Here is a 12,269-nt window from a genome sequence, read left to right as displayed (position 1 = left end):
ATTGGGGTGTAGAGTGATATTGTACTTATTATAATAATGTCATCCCTTCGGGATTCGTGTAGCAAAGTGGTTTTGTAGTTTACATTGTTTTTAACATTTCGAGATTATTAATATATCGGAATTTACGCATCTCTTAAGCCTGAAAGGCTGAAAAGCTGAAATGATTATATAGTTAGTATTAAAGTAAGCGCAAAACCTCGAAGAGGTGAAATAATCAAATGATAAATATCATCCCTTCAAGATTAATGTGCTTTACATTAATTATATAATCATAACATCTCTTCGGGATTATTAATCTCGGAACTTACATTTCTGCAAAGCCTGAAAGGCTGATATAATTGTATATAGACAGCTCCTCAACCAACACCAAAACCTCCAAGAGGTGAAATGATCATTCAAGCCAATCAAACAAGTACCTTTCATCATAATCTATTTCAAATTTTTCTAGAAACTCTAAATACTCTTCTTTAAAAGTTTTTTTACGGTGATGTTCTTCTTGGTTTAAAATATACTGGTACACATTATCAATTTGTGAATGTGCATAGGAAAATGAGCCATACCCCTCTTGCCAAGAAAACTTACTTTTTAGCCATCCTTGTTCATTAATAAATTTTGAGGTATTGTTTTTTATATCTCTGGCTAAATCTGAAATTCTCATAGATGGTTTTAATCCTACAAATATATGAACGTGATTACCCACTCCATTAACAATAATTGGTTTTTGTCCTTTTGATTTAATAATTCCGGAAATATATTTAAATACTTCTGAACGCCACTCCTTTTGTAAGAGATGGGCTCTTTTCTTAACAACGATTACATATTGAATGTATATTTGTGAATAGGTTCCTGCCATATCATTTAGGTTTTTAATGTTGTTTCTTCAGGATGATATTTTCCTGTCAGAAAACATTGGTTAGCATTTATCGATTAATCTAAGGTATGAAAAATATTGAAGTTTTAAAACTGGTTCTCAAGAAAAATAAATAATCATTTCATCCCTTCGGGATTGAAGTGCAGAGTGATATTATTTTAAAATCATTTCAACCCTTCGGGATTCCTGTCAAGGGTGTATTTTTATATTTTAAAATATTGTCATCCCTTCGGGATTCGTGTAGCAAAGTGGTTTTGTAGTTTACAATATTTTTAACATTTCGAGATTATTAACATATCGGAATTTACGCATCTCTTAAGCCTGAAAGGCTGATACGACAATATAGCTAGTCTTAAAATAAGCGCAAAACCTCGAAGAGGTGAAAGGATCAAGTGAAAATATTGACTTAAACTAGCAAAAAATTACAACCTGTTAAAAGCATTTACAAACTAGTCTTTTTCCAAATTACGCATCACAATCCTTACTGTTTGACGCGTCTTCTGCTCCATTAAAATCTCTCTATTTCTGGTTACTCTTTCTATAGTTTTTTGATCATAATGCCGTATGGTTACCAATTCCAAATTGTCATTATATTTCACGTCATATTCGTCACTCAGCAAGTCTATTAATTTGTTTAATCCAAAGTTGTCGATATCTAAACAAACAGAGAAGCTCACCGCAGAATTTTGCATTACGTTTATATGACCACCAGCAAGTGATAGTTTTTTAAAAATTTGACTTAAGTTTTCTTCCACAACAAATGAAAAATCTTTAGGAGTTATTGAAAGTAAAACTTGGTTTATTTTAAAAATAAATGATGGAACTAATTCATCATTCTCTGTAGAATGTTGAATAATTGTTCCTTCGGATTGAGGCGACAAAAAGGACTTAATAAATAAAGGAATATTTTTATTTTGAAGCGGTTTAATTGTTTTCGGATGAATAACAGAAGCACCGTAATATGCCAATTCTATGGCTTCTCGAAAAGAAATCTTATCTAGTTTTACAGTGTTTTCAAACCATTTAGGGTCGGCGTTTAACATTCCAGGGACATCTTTCCAAATCGTTACGCTTTCTGCATTGGTACAATAGGCTATAATTCCAGCGGTAAAATCAGATCCCTCACGTCCTAAAGTTGTAGTAAAACCTTCTTCGGTATGTCCAATAAAACCTTGAGTAATTAAAACTTTACTTCGGTTTGAATTTAACTCGGAATCGATTAAGGTATGTGTTTTAGCCCAATCAATTTCGGCATTTCGGTAATGATTATCTGTTCGAATAAAAGAACGCGCATCTTTCCAACAAATGTCATTTCTATGCAAGGATAAGTAGGCTGCAATTATTTTAGTGGATAATAATTCTCCTAAAGAAACGATTTGATCATATTGAAAATCATAATTCTCTACTAATCGTTCTTCTTTTTGATCAATTAATGTTTGAAAAATAGAAGCAACTTCATCAAAAATTGGATGTGAAAAGTCTTCGAATAATTCATGCATTATATCTAAATGAAAGGCTTTCCGATCTTCTACTAGTAGACAAAACTGCTTGTAATCCCTATCATAAAGGGCACTAACAATGTTCTCCATCGCATTGGTTGTCTTCCCCATAGCCGAAACAACAACAAATAAATCTTCATCACAATATTCGTCCAGAATAGACTTAACATTCCGCACTGCTTTGGCCGTTTTAACAGACGCTCCTCCAAATTTGAATACTTTCATATCAAATAATTAACATTGCGAAAATAATCTTATTATATTAGAGTTTTAAACCTTCTGAAAAGAAATTTAGGAAGTCAAAAAATTAGCTTGTAAAATAAAATATATGGAGAAGGTAAAAAATTCAGTAATTAAGTCAGCTTTTCATGAGAATGAATTTGCACGAGAGGTATTTCTACAACTGAATAAAGAATTTTCTAAAATTGGAATCCTAATTGAATTTTCAGATGAAGAATTATCAACTTTTGAATCTTTCCAAACAAAACTAGCTAAAGAATTAGAACTGATAATGCGATCATCTTCACATAGAATAGACCAGCTTTTATACCTAAGCGACCTACCAGAAGGACAAGTGCAGATTGTTTTTGAAGAAAATAAAAATCCTGTAGAAGAACTTGCTAAAATGTTTCTTATTCGAATTGCGCAAAAAGTTGACATAAGAAGACAATATAAAATGGGATTACTCTAGTTTTACATATTTAAAGGAAATAAACATTTCGATAAATTTACTGTTATAACCATAATATAATTGTAAATTTGTTATTCCAGATAATGTTAAAAAATGACATGGACAAAGTAACATACATAGGTAACGCTGACGTCAACGCTATTGACGAACTGTACAACTCGTACAAAAAAGACCCGAACAACGTAGATGAAGGGTGGAGAAAGTTTTTTGAAGGATTTGAATTTGCCCAAACCAACTATGAAGATGGCGGCGAAGTTCCCGAGAATTTTCAAAAAGAATTTAAAGTAATTAACCTCATTGAAGGGTACCGTAGAAGAGGACATCTCTTTACACATACCAACCCTGTGAGAGAAAGGAGACAATACGCTCCCGATCTTTCCATTGAAAACTTCGACTTAAAAGAAAGTGACTTAGAAACTGTCTTTCAATCGGGTACAAGTATTGGTCTTGGCCCGGCAAAATTGAAAGATATTATTGCTCACCTAAAAAGTGCATACTGTGAAAGTTTAGGTTTAGAATTCCATTACATCAGAAATCCAAAGCGTAAGCAATGGTTTATGGATAAATTGGAATTAGACAACAGACCTAAATTTTCTGCTGATGACAAAAAAAATATTTTCAGCAAACTTAGTCAAGCAACTCTTTTCGAACAGTTTTTACAGAAAAAATACGTTGGCCAAAAACGTTTTTCTGTTGAAGGAAGTGAATCATTAATCTCTGGACTAGATCAAATGGTTCGTAGAGGTGCTGACTTGAATGTGAAAGAATTTGTAGTTGGAATGGCACATCGTGGCCGTTTAAACACATTAGTTAATATCTTTGACAAAGACTTAACTGAACTTTTTGGAGAGGTAGAAGGAAAAGAATTTGATGATGATGACACATTTGATGGAGATGTAAAATATCACCTAGGATTGACGCATGATGTGGAAGTAGGAGATAAAAACCTACAACTTACACTCGCACCCAACCCTTCACATTTAGAAGCTGTTGGACCTGTTGTTCAAGGAATCACCAGAGCAAAAATTGATGACTATTTAAAGTCTGAAGAAAAAGTTGTTCCTGTTATTATTCACGGTGACGCTGCTATTGCTGCACAAGGAGTTGTGTATGAAGTGATACAAATGTCAGAACTAGATGGCTACAAAACAGGCGGAACAATTCATATCGTTGTTAACAACCAAGTAGGATTTACAACCAACTATAAAGATGGACGTTCGAGCACATATTGTACTGATATTGCGAAGACCACATTAAGTCCAGTTTTTCATGTAAATGGAGATGATGTTGAAGCAGTTGCTCAAGCATTTATAATTGCCTTGGAATACCGTCAAGAATTCAAAAAAGATATTTTCATAGATTTATTATCTTATAGAAAATATGGACATAACGAAGGGGATGAACCGAAATTCACTCAGCCTAAACTTTACAAAAAGTTGGCGAAACATCCGAATCCAAGAGAAATCTATAAGGATCAACTTTTATCTGAAGATGTTATTGATGAAGCATATGACAAAAAAATAAAGGAAACTTTAAACCAAAAGCTCGACGCTAAATACGAAGCAGCTAAGCAAGAAGACAAAGTTGTTGTTACAAACTTCCTAGATGAAATTTGGAAAGAATATGACTTTGCTACTGAAGAAGATTTTGAAAAAATTGTTGATACAACTTTCCCGAAAGACAAATTAATTGAACTTGGTAAAAAACTAGCGACATTACCTGAAGGAAAGAAAATTTTCAGAAAGGTACTCAAGCTGTTTAAAGACCGAATAAAAATGATTGAAAACGATAAATTAGACTGGGGAATGGCAGAAATGCTTGCCTATGCTACTTTATTAGTTGAAGGTCATCCAGTACGTGTTTCTGGTCAAGATGTGGAAAGAGGAACATTCTCGCATCGTCATGCTGTTGTTAAAACAGAAGATGATGAAGAGGAGATCATTACTTTAAATTTATTAGAAAGTGACCAAGCAGAAATGACAATCTATAACTCATTACTCTCTGAGTATGGTGTTTTAGGTTACGAATATGGGTATTCTTTGGCTCAACCGAATGGATTAACGATTTGGGAAGCTCAATTTGGAGATTTCATGAATGGAGCACAAATTATGATTGACCAATTTATTGTTTCTGGTGAGGATAAATGGAATGTTCAGTCTGGATTGGTTATGCTACTTCCGCATGGATATGAAGGACAAGGAGCGGAACACTCATCTGGTCGTATAGAGCGTTACCTACAAAGTTGTGGAGATTTGAATATGCAAGTAATCAATCCTACAACACCTGCAAATAACTATCATGCGCTAAGACGACAATTAAAGCGAAATTTCAGAAAACCTTTAATTGTGTTTTCACCGAAAATGCTATTGCGCTACCCAAAGGCCGTTTCTAAACTAGATGATCTTGCCAATGGAAGCTTCCAAGAGGTAATTGACGACCCGAGAAACATTCATAAAACAGCAAAGAATGTGGTATTGTGTTCGGGTAAATTTTACTATGACGCAATTGCAGAAGCAGAAAAAAGAGAAATTGAAGACATGGCTTTTGTTCGTGTAGAACAACTTTATCCTTTACCGAAAAAGCAAATAGATGCTATCTTGGCAAAATATGAAAATGCTGAAAATATTATTTGGGGTCAAGAAGAACCAGAAAACATGGGAGCATGGACTTTTATGGCGATGAATATGCGCCACATTGATTTAAAATGTGTAGCGCGTAGAGCTTCTGCGGCACCAGCAGCTGGAGCTAAAGAGATTCACTTAAGAAGACTCAAAAAATTATACGATAACTTATTTCAATACGCAGCAGTGCCTGCAAAATAAAATTAATAAAGAGAACAGATGTCAGTAGTAGAAATGAAAGTACCAAGTCCAGGAGAATCGATTTCAGAAGTTGAGATCGCTGAATGGCTTGTGGCTGATGGAGATTACGTAGAAAAAGACCAAACTATAGCAGAAGTTGATTCTGACAAAGCAACTTTAGAGTTACCAGCCGAAGCGGCGGGAACAATTACTTTAAAAGCTGAAGAGGGAGATACTGTTGAGGTTGGACAAGTGGTTTGTCATATTGATACATCGGCTGAAGCACCTGAGAAAAAAGAGGAGCCAAAAGCGGATAAAAAAGAAGACGATGCCAAGGAAGTAAAAGAAGACAAGAAGGAAGATAAAAAGGAGGAAAAAGAGCAAAAAGATGAAGGTTCGAAAGGGCAATCAAAAGAAACTTATGCTACTGGAACTGCTTCTCCTGCAGCTTCAAAAATAATGAAGGAAAACAATGTTTCTGCTAAACAGGTTTCAGGAACAGGAAAAGATGGCCGCATTACAAAACAAGATGTTGTTGATGCAATGGCTGCTGGATTTGATGCTGAATCTACTTCAGGCTGGGGTGGAACACGCGACAAAAATCCTAAGAAAATGTCAATGTTACGCCGTAAGGTTGCTGAACGTTTAGTTGCTGTAAAAAGTGAAACAGCGATGTTAACAACGTTCAACGAGGTAGACATGAAGCCAATCATGGACTTGAGAACGAAATACAAAAAAATGTTCAAGGAACACCACGATGTGAATTTAGGATTTATGTCTTTCTTCACCAAAGCGGTAACTGAAGCCTTGAACTTGTTCCCTTCTGTGAATGCGCAAATCGAAGGAAAAGAAATGATCATGCATGATTATGCAGATATCGGAATTGCAGTTTCCTCTCCAAAAGGGTTAATGGTTCCTGTTGTGCGTAACGCAGAGCAGATGACTTTGGCTGAAATTGAAGCTGAAATTAAACGATTAGCGATTAAAGCACGTGATGGTAAAATTACGCCAGATGAAATGACTGGAGGAACATTTACGATTACCAATGGAGGAGTATTCGGTTCGATGATGTCAACACCAATTATTAACCCACCGCAATCTGCTATTCTTGGAATGCACAATATCGTTGAGCGTCCTGTAGCTATTGATGGAAAGGTTGAAATTCGTCCGATGATGTATTTAGCACTTTCTTATGACCACCGTATTATCGATGGAAAGGAATCTGTAAGTTTCTTAGTGAAAGTTAAGGAAATGTTGGAGAATCCGGAGAGAATGATCTTTGGAGGTAAGGATCCTTACGAAGTTTTGTTGGGTCTATAATTAGAACGAATAAGCATATTTAAAAAAAGGAATGTCGAGAGATGTTCCTTTTTTTGTGGGCTTAAATAATAAATTGAAAAAAATTATCCTGCCAATATCTAAAAAGTAGTTTTCTAATTTATCCGTTGAGTGTGTTCAGAAAAGTGTGTCATTTGAAAGTTTAAAAAGTAACTTCGTTACTGCCTTCGACGGTGCAAAGCATTACGGACGCAAAATATCCATACAAAAAATACTATCCCCTAAAAAACCCACCTCCCATTTCTTCAAAACATCAAAAAAACACCAAAAAGAACTAAAAACTCACCCAAATCTCCACCTTAAACTTGTCTTTCTATGACAAAAAAGACGTAGATGAGCATTTTTTTATTGCAAAAAAACACTTTTTTCAACACTACTCAAACAAAAGTCTAAAAAAAAGACGTACGTCTAAAACACCAGTAAAATAGGCTATTTACATAAAAAGACGTAGATGGACGTAGATAAAGACGTAGACGCAAAAATGAAAAATACGCCTAAAATACGGCGTTTTTATTAGGTGCATATTTTGAAATGTCACAAATTTGATTCAGCAAAACAAATCAAGGAGTTTATAAATCAACTGACTGCGCATAAGGTGGAGTTGTGTTTTTTTTGAGGAGGATTGTGAAATATAAAAAAGCGTGCTGACACACGCTCTTTATATAGACGTAAATAATCAATTTGTCAGAAGGGATACATTTTACGCAATCTAAGTAATTGTAGTTACCTACATGCAGTTACAAAGATAACTAAGTTTTAATGTAGGTTTAAAATTTATTATTATGAAAAGTGTTAAAAAGAAGGAATCGAAAGATTCAACGAAAAAGAATTTGACAAAATGAATGAATTAGTTGGAGGAGCTGCTGGACCAGGATTGTTCAGAACGTCTACCTCGAAATATTCGACGAAAGAAGGATGGTTTGATAAAGATTCGCAAAACGAGTGTCTTTGTGAAGAAGTTCGTTAAGCTATTTAGTTAAGTGTGTAGAATTGAACTCCTATATGGAGTTTAATTCTACTTTTTTTCTAGACTAAAAATTTTAATAATAAAATATAAAAATTATGAAAAGTGTTAAAAAGATGGGAGTTAAAAGATTCAATGATAAGCAATTTGATAAAATGAATCAATTAATTGGAGGAAGTCATACATCAATATCGCGTCCAACAGCTACATACAAGACAGTTACGAAAAGTTGCTGGTATGATAAAGATTCTGTATCAGATTCAGCCTTACCCGATGATGAGACAATATAGTCTACTTAAAAAGTAGTGTGTTGAACTCTATTAGACAGTTTGACTCAACCTGTATTGCTAAAAGCTTTAAAAGAGGTTGTTAGTTTTAAAGTAACAATTATTGAAAAGTACGAATATAAAGATCTAAAGAGAATAGATGTTATGAATTCTATTTTATCTCGTCTGAAAATGTATTAATGAGTTAAGTATTTTATGGTTCTAATAATAAGTGAAAATTTCGATCCCTCGACTAATGACGTAATAGATTGGTTAATCCATTATTCTGTGGATTATTACAGAGTGAACATGGATGATGATGTGAGTTTTAAGGTTTGTATTGACTATTCAGAGGTTTTTCAAGAACCTCAGTATAGTTTTCAACATGATAAAACGAAGATTTATTTATCGGACTTGACAGCTGTATGGTATAGAAGAGGTGGTTTTCCTCTAACCATTGATGTAAATGGTCTATCTTTTGAAGGTTTAGGGGGGGATGCTCCAGATCAATTGAAAGATTCTTTACGTCTTGAAAATAGAGCTTTGTTGAATACCTTTTACAAAAAGTTAGGTAGGTTGAAAAATGTTAATATTTTGGGTAGAAGGGAAACAGGAACGCTAAATAAATTAGATGTTTTAGATCTTGCCTACAAATTGGGTGTAAATATCCCCAGATATATAATTTGCACAGATAGGAAACAAGCTCTGGATTTTTATAAATCCTGTGATGGAAAGGTTATAGGGAAGGCAATTCATGAAAACCCACTTTTTTATGATGATTCCAATAGAGTATTTACATCTTTCGTAGAACGAATATCACTGAATGATATCAACGGAATGGCAGATACCTTCATGCCTTCGCTGTTACAGGAAGAAATAGTAAAAGACATTGAGATTCGAACCTTTTTTTAATTGACAAATTTTATTCAATGGCTATTTTTTCTCAATTAGATAGTCAAACAGAGGTTGATTTTAGAGTTTATAATGATGAGAAGCCAAATAGAACTATCCCTTACACTTTACCTGATGAGGTTGAGGAAAAACTCTTAAAACTTATGAATGAACTTACACTAGAAACAGCAAGTATAGATATTATCCTAGGTAAGGATGGTGTTTATTATTTTTTAGAGGCAAATCCAGTTGGTCAATTTGGTATGACATCGGTGCCTTGTAATTATAAATTGGAACAGAAAATCGCAGAGTACTTAGCTTATGGAAAAAATTAATATAAAAACAAGAATACCCAAAAAGGAGGGAGAAAAGTTACCTCTATTTTTTAAAACGGTAAATTATGTTCACTTAGGGGAAGAAAATACTTCTACAGATTATCCTTTAGATAAATTCTATTCTCCAAGGAAAAACAAGATGTATATGACTTGTAAACACTACTTGTCGGGAACAAATCAATTGATTTCGAAGATTTATTCACTTGATAAACTAAAAGATTGATGCAGGATTATTTCATATTATTTTCTTCTAGTCTGAAAACAAAAGGTGTTAATAGAAGTCTAATTACGGATGTTCAAAGAAATCACATATTCACGATTTCCAATGACCTATATGATTTTTTAGAGACATGCGAAAATCGGCCGGTTCAAGATGTGTTAAGCGAGTATGATCAAGAGAGTCAAGAGATATTAACTGAGAACATGAATTTTCTAAAAAATAATGAATTGGCTTTTTTTACGAATAACCCAAGTAAATTCCCTAAAATTGACAAATCAATTAACTCACCTTATAGTATAGACAATTGTATTATTGATTATAATGAAACCTCAGATTATAGTATTCTTAATGCAATAAATTTAATATCTTATACAAACTGTAAACATTTTCAATTTCGTTTTTTTTCACGATTTTCACAGGAATTCATTACAGATATACTTTTAAAAACTGAGAAAAATGACCATATAGAAACAGTTGAGTATATTATTCATTATGATTCTTATATGTCGTTTAAATATTTAGAGATGTTACCATTGATGTTTCCCAAAATCAGGAATTTAGTTGTATATAGTTCACCTGATAATAAAGTCATTAGAAGGACTAGCGAGGTAGAAAGATCAAACATGGGTAATATATGTATGATTTCGGACATCATCAAAGATGATTCTCACTGTGGTGTAATTAATCCATTCTACGCAACATTCAATAGGAGTCTTGAAAAGCATAATTCAGCAGTTGATTTCAACTCTTGTTTGAATCGAAAAATAGGAGTAGATATAAATGGTTCTATCAAGAATTGCCCATCTACAAAAGAAGTTTATGGTAATATAAGCAACATAAAAGATTTAGACTCTATAGTATCAAGTAGAGAATTTAAATCAATGGGGGAAATTGGCAAAGCAAATATAAAAGTTTGCAAAGTCTGCGAATTTAGAGATATTTGCTCTGATTGTAGAGCTTATACAACAGATAATGAACGTTTAGGTAAACCAGAAAAATGTAATTATGATCCTTTCAAAAATGTATGGAACTAGGTTGTTGTTATTAAGTCTCATTCTATTGATGTCACAAGCAAATGCTAATTCTCAGGAATTAAGTATAGATTCAAAGATATTGAATCAAACACGAGGGTACAAGATTTATAAACCAACTGGAATAATAAATCAAAGTTCACCTATAATTTATACTCTGGATGGTTTAGGGGCAATGACGTATGGTATTAATCAGGTGAATGCCAAATTTGGGAGAAGTATAAACGCAATTGTTATAGAAATAGAAAGTGATGATAGATGGAAAGACTTTGCAACTAATCCGAATGGAAGTTTTGGTAAGAATAGCGATTTAACCAGGAGGTTTCTTGTTGAAGAGTTTTTTCCGATGATTGACTCAATTTATCCTAAGAGTAGTTATCGTGTGGCAGTCGGTCACTCACTTACAGCTCTGTTTTGGAATAATTTAATAACGAAGAATCCCGAATATGTAGATGCGCTTGTATCTATTAGCCCTATGGCAACAGATAGTACTTTGGTTAATATTAATAGTGCATACAAAAAAATCAATAAGGATTTAAGGTTATACTTTTCGTATGCAAAAGATGACTTGAGTGGACATGAGAAATCATTTAAGTCTATTCCGAAACGAGATAAACTTTCTAAGATCTCATATAAAATTGAGCGTATAAAGAATACCACACATACAACTGTCATTCCTCAATCCGTTCAGAACGGATTGATTCATGTTTTTTATGAATTACAGGAACTAGATAGGTATTCTATACGAAAAGCTAAAAAACTGTTTAAAAGTATAAAAGGTGAATCAGGTTTTCTTGAAAACTATTATTCTAATATTGAAAAAGTGTATGGTATTAAATTAAATTATCGCAGGAGCGATATTATAAGAGCTCCTATATTCATTGAGCGATGGGGAGATTTAGAAGACATAATTCCCTATTGTAATGAACACTTAAATATAGATTCGGAAATATGGCAACTATATTTTTACAAAGGGTTGTATTATGAAGAAAAGAAAAACTATCGAAAAGCTCTTCTTAATTATGAAAGAGGATATAAACTAATGGTAGATGAAGATGCTATTTTTGATTTTAGTCCTTACAAGGAGGATATTATTCGTGTGAAGGGGAAACTGTAAAAGAAAATGCTAAGCATACTGATGACTAAAAGTAAAAGTTACACTGTGTTGAATTTATATTTATATGGGTAATGGGAGGATTTAAGTTCTACAAACAACCCGACGCAATGGACTGTGGTCCAACTTGCCTCCGCATGATCGCAAAGCATTACGGAAGAACCATATCCTTACAAAAGCTGCGGGCCATTTCTGACCACGAAGAAGCAGCATAGCTAAACTACACGTGAAGGTTCTACCCTAAACAT

13 protein-coding genes are annotated in these 12,269 nt (G+C 33.5%); 11 read left to right on the top strand and 2 right to left on the bottom strand.

Annotation, left to right across the window (positions count from 1 at the left end; genetic code table 11):
- Positions 1-391: 391 nt before the first annotated feature.
- Together tnpA and CW751_RS11760 are read right to left on the bottom strand one after the other, a co-directional pair.
- Positions 392-853 (bottom strand): IS200/IS605 family transposase, encoded by a 462-nt coding sequence (gene tnpA, locus CW751_RS11765; RefSeq protein WP_101335231.1) that lies wholly within the window; start codon positions 851-853, stop codon positions 392-394.
- Positions 854-1,320: 467 nt separating this feature from the next.
- Complete coding sequence (locus CW751_RS11760; RefSeq protein WP_101335230.1) at positions 1,321-2,595, bottom strand: aspartate kinase; 1,275 nt, start codon at positions 2,593-2,595, stop codon at positions 1,321-1,323.
- A gap of 103 nt (positions 2,596-2,698) precedes the next feature.
- On the opposite strand from CW751_RS11760, the gene CW751_RS11755 reads away from it, so the two are divergent.
- From CW751_RS11755 to CW751_RS11710, 11 genes are all read left to right on the top strand, one after another.
- Positions 2,699-3,061 carry a hypothetical protein gene (locus CW751_RS11755; protein WP_101335229.1) on the top strand — a complete coding sequence of 121 codons (363 nt, stop codon included), beginning with the start codon at positions 2,699-2,701 and terminating at the stop codon, positions 3,059-3,061.
- Between the two features lie 98 nt (positions 3,062-3,159).
- Positions 3,160-5,883 (top strand): 2-oxoglutarate dehydrogenase E1 component, encoded by a 2,724-nt coding sequence (locus tag CW751_RS11750; protein ID WP_101335276.1) that lies wholly within the window; start codon positions 3,160-3,162, stop codon positions 5,881-5,883.
- An 18-nt stretch (positions 5,884-5,901) separates the two neighbouring features.
- Positions 5,902-7,182: a 2-oxoglutarate dehydrogenase complex dihydrolipoyllysine-residue succinyltransferase gene (odhB, locus tag CW751_RS11745; protein WP_101335228.1), complete on the top strand. Its 1,281-nt coding sequence runs from the start codon at positions 5,902-5,904 to the stop codon at positions 7,180-7,182.
- An 856-nt stretch (positions 7,183-8,038) separates the two neighbouring features.
- A complete protein-coding gene (locus CW751_RS15865; protein WP_262484530.1) occupies positions 8,039-8,167 on the top strand; it encodes a hypothetical protein in 129 nt (42 codons plus the stop codon).
- 95 nt (positions 8,168-8,262) lie between these two features.
- Positions 8,263-8,454 (top strand): hypothetical protein, encoded by a 192-nt coding sequence (locus CW751_RS11740; RefSeq protein WP_101335227.1) that lies wholly within the window; start codon positions 8,263-8,265, stop codon positions 8,452-8,454.
- Between the two features lie 192 nt (positions 8,455-8,646).
- A complete protein-coding gene (locus CW751_RS11735; RefSeq protein ID WP_101335226.1) occupies positions 8,647-9,342 on the top strand; it encodes an ATP-grasp domain-containing protein in 696 nt (231 codons plus the stop codon).
- A gap of 17 nt (positions 9,343-9,359) precedes the next feature.
- On the top strand, positions 9,360-9,656 hold the full coding sequence (locus CW751_RS11730; protein WP_101335225.1) for an ATP-grasp domain-containing protein: 297 nt from the start codon (positions 9,360-9,362) through the stop codon (positions 9,654-9,656).
- Positions 9,643-9,879 (top strand): hypothetical protein, encoded by a 237-nt coding sequence (locus tag CW751_RS11725; RefSeq protein ID WP_101335224.1) that lies wholly within the window; start codon positions 9,643-9,645, stop codon positions 9,877-9,879. The genes CW751_RS11730 and CW751_RS11725 overlap by 14 nt, the downstream gene beginning before the upstream one ends.
- A complete protein-coding gene (gwsS, locus tag CW751_RS11720; RefSeq protein ID WP_101335223.1) occupies positions 9,879-10,910 on the top strand; it encodes a grasp-with-spasm system SPASM domain peptide maturase in 1,032 nt (343 codons plus the stop codon). Before CW751_RS11725 ends, gwsS begins: the two co-directional genes overlap by 1 nt.
- A complete protein-coding gene (locus tag CW751_RS11715; RefSeq protein ID WP_101335222.1) occupies positions 10,882-12,024 on the top strand; it encodes an alpha/beta hydrolase-fold protein in 1,143 nt (380 codons plus the stop codon). Before gwsS ends, CW751_RS11715 begins: the two co-directional genes overlap by 29 nt.
- Positions 12,025-12,095: 71 nt before the next feature.
- Positions 12,096-12,236 carry a cysteine peptidase family C39 domain-containing protein gene (locus tag CW751_RS11710; RefSeq protein ID WP_101335221.1) on the top strand — a complete coding sequence of 47 codons (141 nt, stop codon included), beginning with the start codon at positions 12,096-12,098 and terminating at the stop codon, positions 12,234-12,236.
- Positions 12,237-12,269: the final 33 nt, after the last annotated feature.

This window comes from Brumimicrobium salinarum, assembly GCF_002844555.1.
Lineage (GTDB): Bacteria > Bacteroidota > Bacteroidia > Flavobacteriales_D > Crocinitomicaceae > Brumimicrobium > Brumimicrobium salinarum.
The sequence above is the reverse complement of the archived record's forward strand: the minus strand, read 5'-3'. Positions and strand labels throughout refer to the sequence as shown.

Coding starts and splice junctions, on each gene's coding strand:
- tnpA (WP_101335231.1), bottom strand. CDS start 853: ATGGCAGGAACCTATTCACAAATATACATTCAATATGTAATCGTTGTT.
- CW751_RS11760 (WP_101335230.1), bottom strand. CDS start 2,595: ATGAAAGTATTCAAATTTGGAGGAGCGTCTGTTAAAACGGCCAAAGCA.
- CW751_RS11755 (WP_101335229.1), top strand. CDS start 2,699: ATGGAGAAGGTAAAAAATTCAGTAATTAAGTCAGCTTTTCATGAGAAT.
- CW751_RS11750 (WP_101335276.1), top strand. CDS start 3,160: ATGGACAAAGTAACATACATAGGTAACGCTGACGTCAACGCTATTGAC.
- odhB (WP_101335228.1), top strand. CDS start 5,902: ATGTCAGTAGTAGAAATGAAAGTACCAAGTCCAGGAGAATCGATTTCA.
- CW751_RS15865 (WP_262484530.1), top strand. CDS start 8,039: ATGAATGAATTAGTTGGAGGAGCTGCTGGACCAGGATTGTTCAGAACG.
- CW751_RS11740 (WP_101335227.1), top strand. CDS start 8,263: ATGAAAAGTGTTAAAAAGATGGGAGTTAAAAGATTCAATGATAAGCAA.
- CW751_RS11735 (WP_101335226.1), top strand. CDS start 8,647: ATGGTTCTAATAATAAGTGAAAATTTCGATCCCTCGACTAATGACGTA.
- CW751_RS11730 (WP_101335225.1), top strand. CDS start 9,360: ATGGCTATTTTTTCTCAATTAGATAGTCAAACAGAGGTTGATTTTAGA.
- CW751_RS11725 (WP_101335224.1), top strand. CDS start 9,643: ATGGAAAAAATTAATATAAAAACAAGAATACCCAAAAAGGAGGGAGAA.
- gwsS (WP_101335223.1), top strand. CDS start 9,879: ATGCAGGATTATTTCATATTATTTTCTTCTAGTCTGAAAACAAAAGGT.
- CW751_RS11715 (WP_101335222.1), top strand. CDS start 10,882: ATGATCCTTTCAAAAATGTATGGAACTAGGTTGTTGTTATTAAGTCTC.
- CW751_RS11710 (WP_101335221.1), top strand. CDS start 12,096: ATGGGAGGATTTAAGTTCTACAAACAACCCGACGCAATGGACTGTGGT.